We start from the raw sequence: 14,465 nt of genomic DNA on the forward strand, positions 1-14,465 counted from the left end.
GCGAGCCGGCGCATGAGCACGAGCGCGGCGCCTTCGCCGCTGCACTACTTCGGCATCCGCCACCACGGCCCCGGCTGTGCGCGCAGCCTGCTGCGCGCCTTCGAGTCGCTGCAGCCCGACTGCATCCTCGTCGAGGGCCCGCCCGAGGCCGAGCCGCTGCTGTCCTTTCTCGCGCACGCCGACCTGCAACCGCCGGTGGCGGTGCTGATCCACGCGAGCGAAGACACCGGCCTGGCCGCTTTCTATCCCTTCGCCACCTTCTCGCCCGAATGGCAGGCGCTGCACTGGGGTGCCGCGCGCGGCGTGCCCACGCGCTTCATCGACCTGCCGCAGGCGCACCGCATGGCGATCGAGCAGGCCGCACGAGCGGCCGACGAGGCCAAGGCCGCAGGGCCTGTCGACACACCGCTCGGCGATGACGAGACCGACACGGTGCCCGTCGCCGAAACGGTCGAAGCCCCCGAGGAAGAACAAGCGGCGCACACGCTGCCCGACGACCCCTTCGACTGGCTCGCCCACGCCGCCGGCTATGCCGATGGCGAGAGCTGGTGGAACCACATGGTCGAAGAACGCGGCGACGGCGAAGACCTGTTCGGCGCCATCGCCGAAGCCATGACCGCCGTGCGCGCCGAAACGCCCGAAGACCGGCGCGGCGTGCGCGCGATGGAACGCGAGCAGCGGCGCGAAGCCTTCATGCGGCAATCGATCCGCGAGGCCGTCAAGGCCGGTCACCAGCGCATCGCCGTCGTGTGCGGTGCGTGGCACGTGCCCGCGCTGCAGGGCGCGGCCACCGCCAAGGCCGATGCGGCGCTGCTCAAGGGCCTGCCCAAGCTCAAGGTGCTCGCGACCTGGGTGCCGTGGACGTACCGGCACCTCACGAGCGCCAGCGGCTATGGCGCGGGCATCGATTCGCCGGGCTGGTACGAACACCTGTGGCAGCAGGGGCACGAGGTGGCGGGGCGCAGCACCGGCTGGCTCGCACGCGTCGCGCGCTTGCTGCGCGAGCACGACCTCGACTGCTCTTCCGCCCACCTGATCGAGGCCACGCGCCTGGCCGACACGCTGGCCGCGCTGCGCGAGCGCCCCGCGCCCGGCCTGCCCGAGCTCGACGAGGCCGTGCGAAGCGTGATCTGCATGGGCGAGCAGGCGCCGCTCACGCTCATCCGCGAACGCCTCACGGTCGGCGACCGCATGGGCCAGGTGCCGGCCGACGTGCCCACCGTGCCGCTGCAGCGCGACCTCGAACAGGCGCAGAAGAGCCTGCGCCTGAAGCCCGAGGCCACCGCGAAGACGCTCGACCTCGACCTGCGCCAGCCCAACGACCTCGCGCGCAGCCACCTGCTGCACCGCCTGCGCCTGCTCGACCTGCCATGGGGCGAGGTCACCGCCGGCCAGCGCGCGAGCCGCGGCACCTTCCACGAGGTGTGGCAGCTGCAGTGGCAGCCCGAGTTCGCGCTGCGCGTCATCGAGGCCAGCCGCTTCGGCGCCACCGTGGCGCATGCCGCCAGCGCGCGCGTGATGGAAGGGCTCGCGGCCGAGACCTCGCTCACCGCACTGGCCGAGCAGGTCGACACCGTGCTGCTGGCCGACCTGCCCGTGGCCGTGCAGGCCGTGACCCGCGCGCTCGAAGACCGCGCCGCGCTCACCGGCGACGCCGTGCAGCTCATCGGCGCCGTGCCGCCGCTGGCCAACGTGTTCCGCTACGGCAGCGTGCGCCAGACCGACAGCGCGCTGCTCTCGCACGTGCTCGACAGCCTCATCGTGCGTGGCGCCATCGGCCTGCCGATCGCCTGCGGCGCGCTCGACGCCGAAGCCGCCGAGTCGCTGCGTACCCGTCTCATCGGCGCGCACGACGCGGTGCGCCTGCGCGACGGCGAAGAAACGACCACCGCCTGGCGCAACGCATTGCGATCCATCGCCTTCGGCGAAACCGGCGCGCCGCTGCTGCGCGGCGTGAGCTGCCGGCTGCTGCTCGACGATGCGCAGATCGACAGCGACGGCGCTTCGCAGCAACTCGCGCGCAACCTCTCGGCCGGCGCGCCGCCCACCGATGCAGCGGCATGGCTCGAAGGCTTTCTCAACCGCAACGCGATGGTGCTGCTGCACGACGATGCCGTGTGGTCGCTGGTCGACGGCTGGCTCGCGGGGCTCGGCGAGGAGCACTTCGTGCAGGTGCTGCCGCTGGTGCGGCGCAGCTTCGCGGACTTCTCGGGCGCCGACCGACGTGCGCTCGGTGAACGTGCCAAGCGCGGCGCCGTCGGCGGCACCTTGCCGTCTGCCGTGGCCGCCACCGACTGGGACGAATCACGCGCGGTGCTCGCGCTGCCGCTGCTGCGGGAACTGCTGGGAGTGAAGGCATGAGCGCGAACCCGATGGAAGACGAGACCCTGCCGCCCACCGACCGCCTGCAGCGCTGGCGCCTCGTGCTCGGCAGCGAGGCCAACGCCAGCTGCGGCGCCATCGAAGGCCGCGTGCGCGAGATCGACCAGGCGCTGGCCGCGCTCTACGAAGCCGACGGCCGGCGCGGCCTGGGCCAGGGCGGGCAGCGCGGCGGCCGGGGCGATTCGGCGCCCAGCGTGGCGCGCTGGCTCGGCGACATCCGCAAGTACTTTCCGAGCCAGGTGGTGCAGGTGATGCAGCGCGACGCGATGGAGCGGCTCAACCTGCGCCAGATGCTGCTGCAGCCCGAGATGCTCGAGAACGCGCAGCCCGACGTGCACCTGGTGGCCAACCTCGTCGCGCTGGCGAGCGTGATTCCGGCCGGCACCAAGGACACGGCGCGCGCCGTGGTGCGCAAGGTGGTCGACGAGCTCATGAAGAAGCTGGAGGAGCCGATGCGCAGCGCCGTGAGCGGCGCGCTCAACCGCAGCCAGCGCAACCGCCGCCCGCGCCATTCGGAGATCGACTGGCACCGCACCATCCGCGCCAACCTGCGCCACTGGCAGCCCGAGTACCGCACCGTGGTGCCGCAGACGCTGGTGGGCTACGGGCGCAAGGCGCGCCAGCCGCAGCGCGAAGTGATCCTGTGCATCGACCAGAGCGGCTCCATGGCCGCGTCGGTGGTCTATTCGAGCATCTTCGGCGCGGTGATGGCGAGCCTGCCGGCGGTGTCGACCAAGCTCGTGGTGTTCGACACCGCCGTGGTCGACATGACCGAGCAGCTGCAGGACCCGGTCGACCTGCTGTTCGGCGTGCAACTGGGCGGCGGCACCGACATCAACGGCGCCGTGGGCTACTGCCAGACGCTGGTGCGCGAGCCGCGCAACACCATCCTGATCCTCATCTCCGACCTGTACGAAGGCGGCGTGGAAGACGGCCTGCTGCGCCGCGCCCACCAGCTGGTGGAGGCCGGCGTGCAGTTCATCGCGCTGCTGGCGCTCAGCGACGAGGGCGCGCCCTCGTACGACCGCGACCTGGCCGCCAAGCTCGCTGCCCTGGGCGTGCCCTCGTTCGCCTGCACGCCCGATGCGTTCCCCGGCCTCATGGCCGCGGCCATCAAGCGCGAGGACGTGTCGACCTGGGCCGCGGGGCAGGGCCTCAAAACCAGCCGGGCCGCCCCGTGACGACGTGCCGCCTGCCGGACCTGACACGGCGGCGGCTGGCCGCGTCGCTGGGTCTGGTGGGTCTGGTGGCGGGCACGGCCTGGGCACAGCCCTCCGACGACACCGCGCGCCCGATCCGCTGGATCGTGCCCTTCCCGACGGGCGCGATCGCCGACGTCGTCGCGCGCGCCATCGGCGCCCAGCTCGCCATCGACACGGGCCAGCCGGTGCAGATCGAGAACCGCCCCGGCGGCAACACCGCGCTCGCCGCCCTCGAGGCCGCGCGCGCACCGGCCGACGGCCACACCGTGCTGTCGGCCGACAACGGCATGTGGGTGTTCAACCCGGCGCTGTACCGCAGCCTGAGCTACAGCCCGTCGCGCGATTTCACGCCCGTCACGCAGCTGGTGCGGCTGCCGATGGTGCTGCTGGTCGGCCCGGCCAGCGGCGTGCGCGATGCACGTGCCTTCATCGAGGACGCGCGCGCCTTTCCGGGCCGCTTCAGTTTTGCCTCGGCCGGCAACGGCAGCGCGCAGCACCTCGCGATGGCGCTGCTGGCGCGCGAGGCCGGGCTGGAGATGGTGCACGTGCCTTACCGCAGCGCCGGGCCCGCGCTGGTCGAGGTGGCGGGCGGCCAGTTGCCGTTCGCGATGGGCGAGCTTGCGACGGCGCGCCGCTTCATCCAGGGCGGCCGGCTGCGCGTGCTCGCGGTGGCGAACCCCGCGCTCCTGGCCCAACTGCCGGGCGTGCCGACCTTCGCGGAACTGGGTTTGCCGAAGGTCGAGGCCGCGATCTTCCACGGCCTCGTAGCGCCGGCGGGCACGCCGCCCGAGGTGGTGGCGCGGCTGCAGCGCGCGGTGGCCAGCGCCCTGCACAACCCGGTGGTGCAGCGCCGCCTCGCCGAGGCCGGCGTCGAGCCGGTGGGTGGCACGCCGGCCGAGTTCGAGACCCTGCTGGCGCGCGAGTCGGCGCGCTGGCATCCGCTGATCCGCGCGCTGAAGCTCTCGCTGGATTGAGCTGGTCAGCGCCCCGCGCTGTCGTCGCTCGGCAGGAAGGAATCGCCCGGCGTCAGCGGCGCATGGCGGTAGCTGGCCGGCGTGCGGCTGAGCTTCACGGGCGCGCCGATGCCGCGGTAGCCGCCTTCCATCTCCACCACCATCTCGCGGTGCAGCGTGTGCGGATGCTGCAGCGCAGCCGCCACCGACAGCACCGGCGCGGCGGGCACGCCGGCGGCCATCAACTGGTCGACCAGCGTGCGGCCGTCGAAGGCGGCGAGCGCGGCTTCGAGCTGCTGCTTGAGGCCGTCGCGGTTCACCGAGCGCGCGCCGGCGGTGCGGTACAGCGGGTCGTCGGCCAGTGCGGGCAGGTCGATGCAGCGGCAGAAGCTCGCGAACTGGCGGTCGTTGCCCACGGCCACGAAGATCGGGTCGGTGCCCGTGGCCAGCGCGTCGTAGGGGTAGATGTTGGGGTGCGCGTTGCCGGTGCGGCGCGGCGCCGTGCCGTCCATGAACCAGTTGGCCGCGTGCGGGTGCAGCAGCGAAAGGCCGCTGTCGTACAGCGCCGCTTCCACGAACTGGCCGCGCCCGCTCCGGTGGCGCTCCTGCAGCGCGAGCAGCACGCCGATCACCGCGTTGAGCCCGGTCACCATGTCGACCACCGGCAGGCCCACGCGCAGCGGGCCGCCGTCGGCCTCGCCGTTGATGCTCATGATGCCGGTCATGGCCTGCACGGCGGCGTCGTAGCCGGGCAGCGCACCCAGCGGGCCGTCGGCGCCGAAGCCCGACACGCGGCACCACACCAGGCGCGGAAAGCGCTGCGACAGCGTCTCGTAGCCGATGCCCCAGCGCTCCATCGTGCCGGTCTTGAAGTTCTCGATCAGCACGTCGGCCTCGGCCACCAGCGCCAGCAGCGCCTCGCGGCCCTCTTCGGTCGAGAAGTCCAGGTGCTGCACGCGCTTGTTGCGGTTCAGCCCGTGGTAGTACGAGGCCACGCCCTCCTTGAAGGGCGGGCCCCAGGTGCGCGTGTCGTCGCCCTGCGGCGGCTCGACCTTGAGCACGTCGGCGCCGTGGTCGCCGAGGATCTGGCCGCAGTACGGGCCGCCGAGGATGCGCGAGATGTCGAGCACGCGGATGCCCGCGAGGGCTCCGGTCGAAGAAGGGGCGGTGGTCATGGGGTGGACTCGGAAGAAGAGGGAGCGGTGCGCGGCACCAGCTTGAAGGTGCCCGTGGCCAGCGCGAGCAGCTCGCCGTCGGCGTTGCGCGCCTCGCCGCGCGCGAAGCACATCGCGCGGCCGCGCCGCTCGCACACGGCGGTGGCGATCACGTCGCCGGCGCAGGGCGCGGTGTAGTGCACCGTGATGTCGACGGTGACCACGCCGAAGGCCGTGGGCGCGTGCGAGCGCACGGCGCTGGAGAGCGCGCAGTCGAACAGCACGGCGATCGCGCCGCCGTGCACGTCGCCGCGGCTGTTGGTGTGGTCGGCGCTGTAGGGCATGCGCACGCGCGCGCGCTCGTCGCCGATGGCCTCGCCGCGCAGCGCGAAGGCGCGGGCCATCGGCATGGGCAGGCCGAACAGCACGCCGGCTGGCTCGTTGGTGAAATCGGAGTCCTGCATGCGGCGCACCTTGTGGTCAGTCAAGCAGGCCGCGCTGGCGCAGGCGCGCCACGCGCTCCTTCTCGCGCGCGGTGGTGGCCAGCGCGTAGCGGCGGTACTGCTCGGGGTCCATCGCGTTGGCCTGCTGGTTCAGTTGCTCCAGCACGCGCAGGCCGGCGGGCGATGCCAAGGCTTTGCGGAAGGCGTCGTGCACGGTCTTCACGCGCCCCGGGTCCATGCCGGCGGGGCCGGCGATGCCGTAGGGCGAATCGATGACCGCGTCCACGCCCTGTTCGCGCAGCGTGGGCACCTGCGGGTAGCGCTTGACGCGCTGCGGCGTGAGCATCACGAGGTAGCGCATCTTGCCGGCGTCGATGTGCGGCACGGCCACGCCCGAGAGCGGCGCGGCGTCGATGTGGCCGCCGAGGATGGCGTTGGTCACTTCGGCGTCGCCCTTGAAGGGCACCATGTTGAGCTGGACCTTCGCCATCTCGGCGGCCTCGTCCATCACGATGCGCGGCGTGCCGACCGCACCGGTGGCGCCGACATTCAGCTTTCCCGGGCGGCGTGCGGCATCGGCCGCGAAGTCCTGCCAGGTCTTCCACGGTGCGTCGGCCTTCACGGCGAGGCCGAAGGTGTAGTCGGACAGCATCACCACGTACGAGAAGCTGCGCGCGGGGTCGAAGGCCACCTTGTTGATGAAGGGCTCGCGGTAGACCGAGGCCGGCAGCACGGCCAGCGTGTAGCCGTCGGGCGCGGCGCGCACCAGCGCGGCGGCGCCGTTGGTGCCGCTCGCGCCGGGGCGGTTGTCGAGCACCACGGGCTGGCCGAGGGCCTTGGCGGCCTCGTCGGCAACGGCGCGCAGGTGCTGGTCGGTGGGTCCGCCCGCGGCGTACGGAACGATCAGCGTGACGGGGCGTTGCGGGTAGGTCTCGGCCGTGGCGGCGCCGGCTGCGGTGAACAGCGCGGTCACAGCGATCAGGCGTGACAGCAGGTGCGTCTTCATCTTCTTGTCTCCTTGTTTTTTCTTGTGCGTCGTGGCGGTCAGTCGAGCTGCGCGCCGGACTTCTTCACCACGTCCTTCCACTTGGCCGTTTCGCTGCCGATGAACTGCGCCAGCTTCTGCGGAGAGGTGTCCGCCGTGGCTTCCAGGCCCTGCGCGGCGAACATCTGCTTGACCTTCGGCGAGTTGAGCACCTCGGCGAACGCGTGGTTGAGCTTGGTCACGCGGTCGGCCGGCGTGCCGGCCGGCGCGACGATGCCGAAGAACACGCTCACGTCGTAGGGCTTGTGCAGCTGCTCGGTGAGGGTGGGCACCTCGGGCAGCGCCTGCGAGCGGGCCGAGGTGGCCACGCCGAGTGCGCGCAGCTTGCCCGCCTTGACGTAGGGCAGCGCGGTGAGGATGTCGGTGAAGGTCATGCTGACCTGGTTGCCCAGCAGGTCGTTGAGCGCCGGGCCGGTGCCCTTGTAGGGCACGTGCAGCAGGTCGGTGCCGGCCACCGAGTTGAACAGCACGCCTGCCAGGTGCGACGAGGCGCCGTTGCCCGACGAGGCGTAGCTGAGCTTGCCCGGGTTGGCCTTGGCGTAGGCGACCAGCTCGGCCACGTTCTTCACCGGCAGGGCCGGGTTCACCACCAGGATGTTCGGCAGGTAGCCGACCTGGATCACGGGCGCGAAGCTCTTCGTCGGGTCGTAGCTGATCTTGCGGTACAGGCTCACGTTGATGGCCAGCGGGCCCGAGGTGCCGAACAGCAGCGTGTGGCCGTCGACCTCGGCGCGCGCCACGTAGTCGGCGCCGATGTTGCCGCCCGCGCCCGCGCGGTTCTCCACGATCATGGGCTGGCCGAGCTTGTCGCGCAGCTCGGCGGCCAGCGTGCGCGCCATCGCGTCGGTCGGGCCGCCGGGCGGGAAGGGCACGACCAGCGTCATGGGCTTGGTCGGGAAGGCGCCGGGCTGGGCGTGCACGGCGGGCGTGGCTGCCAGCAGCAGCGCGGCGCAGGCGGTGCCGAGGATGAGGCTGAGTCGTTGTCGCATGGGGTCTTGTCTCCGTTGTTCTCGAAAAGGGGCTCAGGCGGCCGTGCGCACGAGCGCGGCGTGCCAGTCGGCGGGCAGCGCGTCGGGTGCCAGCGGGTCGCGCGGCAGCACGCGGTGCAGCAGCACCAGCTGGGCCCAGCGCAGGCGCGCGGCGGAGCCGCCGGCCGAGGCCTCCCAGGCCATCGCGGCAGCGCTGGTGCAGTGGTACAGCGCCGAGGCGGCCTGGCGCGCGAGCACGTCGCCGCCTTCGCGCGCGGCGGTCTCGGCCAGGGCGCAGGCGCGCGCCATGGTGTCGCGCAGCGCGGCGGCAAAGGCCGGCGTGAGTTCGGTGGCGTCGCTGATCAGCTTCTCGACGTGCGCGCGCAGCACGGGCAGCGAGCCTTCGCGCTTCACAGCGCGGATCACGTCGAGTGCCACGATGTTGCTGGTGCCTTCCCAGATCGAGCCCAGGTGCGCGTCGCGCACGAGGCGCGGGTCGCTCCACTCCTCGATGTAGCCGCAGCCGCCGCGCACTTCCATCGCGTCGCCCGTGACCTGGCGCGCGTCGCGGCAGGCGCGGAACTTGATGAGCGGCGTGAGGATGCGCAGCAGCGCGTACGCATCGGGCTCGCCGGCGTCGGAGCGTGCCAGCGCCTGCGCGGTCTGGCAGACCATGGTGCGGGCCTGCTCGGACGGCACGCGCAGCTTGTCGAGCTGGCGCTGCATCAGCGGCATCTGCTCCAGCGCGCGGCCGAAGGCGCGGCGCTCGGAGGCGATGTACTCGGCCTCGGCCACCGCGCGGCGCATCAGGCCGGCGGAACGCACGCCGTTGGACAGGCGCGAGTTGTTGACCATGTCGGCCATCTGCTGGAAGCCGCGGCCTTCCTCGCCCACGAGGTAGGCCACCGCGCCTTCGAGGCGGATCTCGCCGCTGGCCATCGAGCGCGTGCCCAGCTTGTCCTTGAGGCGGATGATGCGGTAGTGGTTGAGGCTGCCGTCGTCCAGTTCGCGCGGCAGCAGGAACAGCGACACGCCCTTCATGCCCGCAGGCGCGTCGTCGGCGCGCGCCAGCACCATCGCAAAGCCGGCGTCGGGGTTGGAGCAGAACCACTTGTCGCCGGCCAGGCGCCAGCTGCCGTCGGCCTGGCGCTGCGCGGTGGTGGCGGTGGCGGCGATGTCGGAGCCGGCGGCCTGCTCGGTCATGAACATCGCGCCTTGTGCCAGCTCGTCGAAGTCGAGCGAGGTCAGGCGCGGCAGGTACTTGGCGACCAGCTCGGGCGCGCCGAACTTCTTCAGCGTGCGCGTGAGCGAGTCGGTCATCGAGACCGGGCAGCACAGGCCGAACTCGGCCTGCACGAACAGGTAGGTCAGCACGTACTTGACCAGCGGCGGCATCTTGCCGCTCCAGCCCAGCGTCTCGTCGCGGTGCGAGATGGCGGCCAGGCCGAATTCGCTGAGCGCCAGGCGCTCCATCTCGACGTAGGCCGGGTGCTTGATGACCTTCTGCTCGTCGATGCCGGTGCGCGTGCGCTGCTTCAGCGTGGGCGGGTTGCGGTCGGCGGTGCCGGCCAGGTCGTCCAGCAGGCCGCCCGCCAGGCCGCCCAGGCGCTCGAAGTGCGGGCGCATGTGCGTGCGCAGGGCCTCGGGCAGGTACAGCGCGAGCAGCGTGTGCAGCTCGGTGTCGGTGGTGAAGAGGTTCTGGCCGTGGCGATCGGGGATCGGGTGCGCGGCGGCTGTGGCAGCGGAAGCAGCGGGTGTGGGCATGCGGGCGTCTCCTGGTTCGCCGCATTGTTGGATGGGCAATGATCCGTGTCTAATATTGATTTGGTCTTGTACGATTTGATTTGACTATTCATGGAACTGCGGCACCTGCGCTACTTCTCCGTGCTCGCCGAGGAGCTGCACTTCGGGCGCGCCGCGCGGCGGCTGGCCATTTCGCAGCCGCCGCTGTCGGTGGCGATCCGCCAGCTCGAAGACTCGGTGGGCGCGCGCCTGTTCGAGCGCAACAGCAAGGAAGTGCGGCTCACGCCCGCGGGCGAGGCGCTGCGCGTGTCGGCGCGGCGCGTGCTGCTGCAGGCCGAAGAGGCCGCGCTGGAGGCGCGCGACGTGGCCACCGGCTCGGCGGGCCGGCTGCGCATCGGTTTCGTGGGCGCCATGCTCTACCGCGGCCTGCCGCCCGCGCTGCGCGCGTTCCAGGCGCGGCATCCGGCGGTGCGCATCACGCTGAGCGAACTCAATTCGGGCGTGCAGATCGCCGAGCTGCTGCACGACCGGCTCGACCTGGGCTTTGTCCACACCAGCCGCATGCCGGCCGAGCTGCAGCACCGGCTGCTGCTGTCGGAGCCCTTCGTGGCCTGCCTGCCCGCGGGCCATGCGCTGGCGCGCAAGCGCGTGCTGGCGCCGGCCGACCTGCGCGACCAGCCCTTCGTGCTGTTCTCGCGCGAGGCCTCACCCGACTACCACGAGCGCATCCTGTCGATCTGCGCCGAGGCGGGCTTCTTGCCCGAGGTGCGCCACGAGGTGCGGCACTGGCTGGCCGTGGTGTCGCTGGTGTCGCAGGGCATGGGCGTGGCGCTGGTGCCGCAGGCGATGCGGCACTCGGCGCTGCGCGGCGCGGTGTTCCGCCCGCTCGACCGCGCGGTGGCGCAGTCGGAGGCTTATGGCGTGTGGCGCGCCGGGCCGGTCAATGTGCTGGTCGAGCGGCTGCTCGAAGGCGTGGCGCAGAGCCTGGCCGCGAACGCCGCTCAGTGATCACGCGTAGAGGGGCTCTTCGGCCATCTGCTCGCACTGGTCTTCCAGCACGAGGATCTGGCCCTTCCAGTAGTCGCTGGAGCCGAACCACGGGAAGTTGATCGGGAAGATCGGGTCTTCCCAGCGCCTTGCCAGCCAGGCGCTGTAGTGGATGAGCCGCAGCGTGCGCAGCGGCTCGATGAGCGCCAGCTCGCGGCGGTCGAATTCGCGGAACTGCTCGTAGCCGTCGAGCAGGCCCGACAGCTGCGCCGTGCGCTGCGCGCGGTCGCCCGACAGCAGCATCCACAGGTCTTGCACCGCGAAGCCCGTGCGCGCGTCGTCCAGGTCGACGAAGTGCGGGCCGCCGCCGGGGCGGTCGGTGGGCGTCCACAGGATGTTGCCGGGGTGCACGTCGCCGTGCAGGCGCAGCTTGCGGGGCTTGAAGTCGGAGGCCGGCGGCTGCAGCGCCAGGGCGGTGGCGCGGACCATGTCCAGCGCCTCGTTGCAGATCTTTTCCCAGTCGCGCTGCATGTCGAGCGGGATCTTGTCGTTCTCGAGCAGCCAGTCGCGCGAGTCCAGCCCGAAGGTCTGCAGGTCGAGCGCGGGGCGGGCCTCGAAGGGCTTGGCGCTGCCCACCGTGTGGATGCGCGCCAGGAAGCGGCCCACCCATTCGAGCACCTCGAAGTTGTCGAGTTCGGGCGCGCGCCCGCCGCGGTAGGGGCTCACGCTGAAGGCAAAGCCGGCGTGGTGGTGCAGCGTCTTGCCGTCGAAGGCCCGCGGCGGCACGGCCGGCACCTCGCCGGCGGCCAGCTCGAGCGAGAAGGCGTGCTCTTCGAGGATCTCGGCCTCGCTCCAGCGGCCGGGGCGGTAGAACTTGAGCACCACCGCGGGATGGGGGTTCGGGTCTTCCAGGTAGACCTGGTAGACCCGGTTTTCATAGGAGTTCAGGCCGGTGAGGCGGCCGTCGCCGTGCAGGCCGAGTGTCGCGAGCGCGTCGAGCACCACGTCGGGCGTGAGGCTCTCGTAAGGATGGGTGTTCGCGGGCGCGACAGAAGAAGGGGTCATGCGGCGATTGTCGCCACATGGGCCCCGTGCGGGTCAGCGAGCGCCCGCTTGTTTGTAAAGCGAAAGGATATGGCCGGTGCGCGGGTCGCCCTTGCCCGCCAGCACCTGCGCGTAGGCGGCCTGCACCGCCTCGCCGCCGTGGTGGTGCTCGGTGTGCAGCCAGGGGTTGCTGGCGTCGGTCACCGTGGCCAGGAAGCGGTGCCACGCGGCCACCATGCGCCGGCCGAACTCGTCGGCGCCCCATTCGGTGGTGCGCTTCTTGATCTGCGCCGGCGCGAAGAACAGCGTGGCGCGCGGGCCGGTCAGGCTCTTGCCCGCGCCCTTGGCGGCGAGCTGCTCCACGTGCGTGCCGCCGATCGAGCTGCTGTACTTGAGGTTGGTGAAGCGCTCGTGGATCGCGGTGCGCAGCTCGCCGTTGCCGGCGAAGTCGATGTACACGCAGGGGGTGTCGGCCGCGATGGTGTCGAGCGCGTCGTAGGTCACCACGCGGTCGTAGCAGCCCAGGCTCTGGCAGAAGGCCACGTTGGCGGGCGAGGTGAGGCCGACCACTTCGATGCCGTCGCGCTGGTGCAGCTGGAAGGCCGTGCCGTAGGCCGTCTTGCTCGAGGCGCTCGACAGCAGCATGGTGGTGGCGCCGAAGAAGTCGTTGTCGGCCATGAAGTCGTCGATCAGCCACGAGGTGATGAACAGCGGGCGCAGCAGCGCCTGCAGGTCTTCGGTGTCGGTGGTGTACAGCGGATCGGCGTTGCAGCGGAAGTACTGGTTGTAGACCGCGGGCAGCTCGGCGCGGTGCGCCGCCGCGTCGGTGAAGCGCGAGGGCGAGAGCCGGTCGGGGCTGAGCACCGCGCTCGTGGACATCGGCCAGTAGCCGTAGATCCGCTCGCCCACGGCCACGCCCGGGTGCTGCGACTGCACCACGCTGGCGAAGCCCCACACCGGGATGCTGCCCCAGCCTTCTTCCTCGGAGGGAAAGAACTGCCAGTAGCTCATCGCATCGCCGAAGGCGGCGTAGGTGATGTTGTTGGAGGTGAGCGCAAAGCTGTCGATGCGCACGCGCACCTGCCCGTCGGCCAGTGGCCGTTCGGTGGTGTCGGTGTGCAGGCGCGCGGTGGCCAGCTGGTCTTTGCGGATCAGGAGGTGGGTGGTGCTCATGGGGTCGATCTCCACGGGTGTGTGTTGAAGACGGGTGGCGGGACGGGCGAGACGTGCGGCCACATTAGCCAAGCTTGGTGAAAGGCGCTATCTCGGCGTGCGTTTCGGCGTCACCCGTGAGACAGACATGAAAAAAGCGCCCGGGCTTGGGGCCGGGGCGCTTTTTTCGTGAAACCGTCAGAGCGGAATCAGACGATCGTCAGTTCCACGTCGATGTTGCCGCGGGTGGCGTTCGAGTACGGGCAGACCTGGTGGGCGGTGTCGACCAGCAGCTTCTTCTGTGCGTCGTCCAGGCCGGGCAGCGAGATCGCCAGTTGCACCGAGATGCCGTAGGCCGCGCCGCCGTTCGTCGGGCCGAGGGAAACCTTCGAGTCGATGGCGACCTCTTCCGGCACCTTGACGCTGATCTTCGGGCCGACGGCCTTCATGGCGCCGATGAAGCAGGCGGCGTAGCCGACCGCGAACAGCTGCTCGGGGTTGGTGCCGGGCTTGCCCGAACCGGGCGAGCTCAGCTTGACGTCGATGGCGCCGTCGCTGGACTTGCCGGCGCCGTCACGGCCGCCGACGGTGTGGGCTTCTGCGGTGTAGAGAACTTTGTCGAGCTTGGTGGTCATGGTGATTTCCTTTGGGCTTGGGGGTGGTGAAAGGGCTTCCTGGGGAGGCCGGGGGAACTAACTCTGGCTGATTTGTGTGTCAGGCGGCTTTGCGGATGCGGTCGCGCAGGGTCTGGATCTGCTGCGTGAGGGCGATCAGCTCGGGGACGGAGCATTCGGCGGCGGCCATGAGGCACTCGGGGACGTTGGCGGCTCGGGACTTGAGCTTGCGGCCTGCGGTGGTGAGCGTGATGTGGACGCGGCGCTCGTCTGCGACGTCGCGGACTCGGGCTACGTAGCCGTTGGCTTCGAGGCGCTTGAGCAGAGGGGTCAGCGTGCCGGAATCTAGCGAGAGACGCTCGCCGAGGGCGGTGACGGTGGGGCCGTCTTGCTCCCAGAGGGCGAGCATCACGAGGTATTGGGGGTAGGTGAGCTGGAGCTTTTCTAGCAACGGCTTGTAGAGGCGGGTCATTGCCAAGGAGGCGGAGTAGACGGCGAAGCAGAGCTGGTTGTCTAGCTTGAGAAGGTCGTCTGTGTTGGGTTTCGTTGGCATGGGGGGAATTGTAGTTCGCAATTCAATTGTGTGCAATGTAGTTGTTTTGGGTGACTTGGGCTGGTGGTCGTTTTGCTTCCCGAGGCCGGGACTCGCCCCGGCGGGCGACCTACTTTTCTTTGCTTCGCCAAAGAAAAGTAGGCAAAAGAAAGGCGACCCCACTGTCTGCGACCCTTCGCTTCGCTACGGGCAACCTGCGGTGCTCACGTTTCGCGGGGTCTCGCA

At 70.8% G+C, this 14,465-nt stretch carries 13 protein-coding genes; 4 read left to right on the forward strand and 9 right to left on the reverse strand.

Annotation, left to right across the window (positions count from 1 at the left end; genetic code table 11):
- The first annotated feature begins 12 nt into the window (after positions 1 to 12).
- Genes AC07OH_RS29045 through AC07OH_RS29055 form a run of 3 tightly spaced genes read left to right on the forward strand, consistent with a single transcriptional unit; the run spans position 13 to position 4,558 of the window.
- Positions 13 to 2,361 carry a DUF5682 family protein gene (locus AC07OH_RS29045; protein WP_495303004.1) on the forward strand — a complete coding sequence of 783 codons (2,349 nt, stop codon included), beginning with the start codon at positions 13 to 15 and terminating at the stop codon, positions 2,359 to 2,361.
- The gene (locus tag AC07OH_RS29050; protein WP_492683632.1) at positions 2,358 to 3,563 is read left to right on the forward strand and encodes a VWA domain-containing protein; all 1,206 of its coding nucleotides are present in this window, start codon (positions 2,358 to 2,360) and stop codon (positions 3,561 to 3,563) included. The genes AC07OH_RS29045 and AC07OH_RS29050 overlap by 4 nt, the downstream gene beginning before the upstream one ends.
- Complete coding sequence (locus tag AC07OH_RS29055) at positions 3,560 to 4,558, forward strand: Bug family tripartite tricarboxylate transporter substrate binding protein (RefSeq protein WP_495303005.1); 999 nt, start codon at positions 3,560 to 3,562, stop codon at positions 4,556 to 4,558. Before AC07OH_RS29050 ends, AC07OH_RS29055 begins: the two co-directional genes overlap by 4 nt.
- Positions 4,559 to 4,563: 5 nt before the next feature.
- On the opposite strand, the gene AC07OH_RS29060 is transcribed toward AC07OH_RS29055, so the two are convergent.
- Genes AC07OH_RS29060 through AC07OH_RS29080 form a run of 5 tightly spaced genes read right to left on the reverse strand, consistent with a single transcriptional unit; the run spans position 4,564 to position 9,911 of the window.
- Positions 4,564 to 5,712, reverse strand: a complete 1,149-nt coding sequence (locus AC07OH_RS29060; protein WP_495303006.1) for a CaiB/BaiF CoA transferase family protein — start codon at positions 5,710 to 5,712, stop codon at positions 4,564 to 4,566.
- Complete coding sequence (locus AC07OH_RS29065; RefSeq protein WP_495303007.1) at positions 5,709 to 6,155, reverse strand: PaaI family thioesterase; 447 nt, start codon at positions 6,153 to 6,155, stop codon at positions 5,709 to 5,711. The genes AC07OH_RS29060 and AC07OH_RS29065 overlap by 4 nt, the downstream gene beginning before the upstream one ends.
- Positions 6,156 to 6,171: 16 nt before the next feature.
- Positions 6,172 to 7,140, reverse strand: coding sequence for a tripartite tricarboxylate transporter substrate binding protein (locus AC07OH_RS29070; RefSeq protein ID WP_495303008.1), 969 nt, complete (start codon positions 7,138 to 7,140; stop codon positions 6,172 to 6,174).
- A 38-nt stretch (positions 7,141 to 7,178) separates the two neighbouring features.
- Complete coding sequence (locus AC07OH_RS29075; RefSeq protein WP_495303009.1) at positions 7,179 to 8,168, reverse strand: Bug family tripartite tricarboxylate transporter substrate binding protein; 990 nt, start codon at positions 8,166 to 8,168, stop codon at positions 7,179 to 7,181.
- A gap of 33 nt (positions 8,169 to 8,201) precedes the next feature.
- Entirely contained in the window at positions 8,202 to 9,911 is a 1,710-nt protein-coding gene (locus AC07OH_RS29080) for an acyl-CoA dehydrogenase family protein (protein WP_495303010.1), read from the reverse strand.
- 90 nt (positions 9,912 to 10,001) lie between these two features.
- Between AC07OH_RS29080 and AC07OH_RS29085 the strand changes: the two genes are divergently transcribed.
- On the forward strand, positions 10,002 to 10,898 hold the full coding sequence (locus AC07OH_RS29085; protein WP_354347780.1) for a LysR family transcriptional regulator: 897 nt from the start codon (positions 10,002 to 10,004) through the stop codon (positions 10,896 to 10,898).
- On the opposite strand, the gene AC07OH_RS29090 is transcribed toward AC07OH_RS29085, so the two are convergent.
- From AC07OH_RS29090 to AC07OH_RS29105, 4 genes are all read right to left on the reverse strand, one after another.
- On the reverse strand, positions 10,899 to 11,942 hold the full coding sequence (locus AC07OH_RS29090) for a serine/threonine protein kinase (protein WP_495303011.1): 1,044 nt from the start codon (positions 11,940 to 11,942) through the stop codon (positions 10,899 to 10,901).
- A 33-nt stretch (positions 11,943 to 11,975) separates the two neighbouring features.
- Positions 11,976 to 13,094, reverse strand: a complete 1,119-nt coding sequence (locus AC07OH_RS29095) for a DUF2855 family protein (protein WP_159279529.1) — start codon at positions 13,092 to 13,094, stop codon at positions 11,976 to 11,978.
- Between the two features lie 188 nt (positions 13,095 to 13,282).
- Positions 13,283 to 13,708 (reverse strand): organic hydroperoxide resistance protein, encoded by a 426-nt coding sequence (locus AC07OH_RS29100; RefSeq protein WP_062481095.1) that lies wholly within the window; start codon positions 13,706 to 13,708, stop codon positions 13,283 to 13,285.
- 79 nt (positions 13,709 to 13,787) lie between these two features.
- Positions 13,788 to 14,240, reverse strand: a complete 453-nt coding sequence (locus AC07OH_RS29105) for a MarR family winged helix-turn-helix transcriptional regulator (protein WP_495303012.1) — start codon at positions 14,238 to 14,240, stop codon at positions 13,788 to 13,790.
- Between the last annotated feature and the right edge of the window lie 225 nt (positions 14,241 to 14,465).

The sequence above is a fragment of the Variovorax sp. GW821-FHT10C12 genome (assembly GCF_059415405.1).

Bases quoted from the DNA above. Each gene is read 5' to 3' on its own strand.
- AC07OH_RS29045 (WP_495303004.1), top strand. From the start codon at position 13: ATGAGCACGAGCGCGGCGCCTTCGCCGCTGCACTACTTCGGCATCCGC.
- AC07OH_RS29050 (WP_492683632.1), top strand. From the start codon at position 2,358: ATGAGCGCGAACCCGATGGAAGACGAGACCCTGCCGCCCACCGACCGC.
- AC07OH_RS29060 (WP_495303006.1), bottom strand. From the start codon at position 5,712: ATGACCACCGCCCCTTCTTCGACCGGAGCCCTCGCGGGCATCCGCGTG.
- AC07OH_RS29065 (WP_495303007.1), bottom strand. From the start codon at position 6,155: ATGCAGGACTCCGATTTCACCAACGAGCCAGCCGGCGTGCTGTTCGGC.
- AC07OH_RS29070 (WP_495303008.1), bottom strand. From the start codon at position 7,140: ATGAAGACGCACCTGCTGTCACGCCTGATCGCTGTGACCGCGCTGTTC.
- AC07OH_RS29075 (WP_495303009.1), bottom strand. From the start codon at position 8,168: ATGCGACAACGACTCAGCCTCATCCTCGGCACCGCCTGCGCCGCGCTG.
- AC07OH_RS29080 (WP_495303010.1), bottom strand. From the start codon at position 9,911: ATGCCCACACCCGCTGCTTCCGCTGCCACAGCCGCCGCGCACCCGATC.
- AC07OH_RS29085 (WP_354347780.1), top strand. From the start codon at position 10,002: ATGGAACTGCGGCACCTGCGCTACTTCTCCGTGCTCGCCGAGGAGCTG.
- AC07OH_RS29090 (WP_495303011.1), bottom strand. From the start codon at position 11,942: ATGACCCCTTCTTCTGTCGCGCCCGCGAACACCCATCCTTACGAGAGC.
- AC07OH_RS29095 (WP_159279529.1), bottom strand. From the start codon at position 13,094: ATGAGCACCACCCACCTCCTGATCCGCAAAGACCAGCTGGCCACCGCG.
- AC07OH_RS29100 (WP_062481095.1), bottom strand. From the start codon at position 13,708: ATGACCACCAAGCTCGACAAAGTTCTCTACACCGCAGAAGCCCACACC.
- AC07OH_RS29105 (WP_495303012.1), bottom strand. From the start codon at position 14,240: ATGCCAACGAAACCCAACACAGACGACCTTCTCAAGCTAGACAACCAG.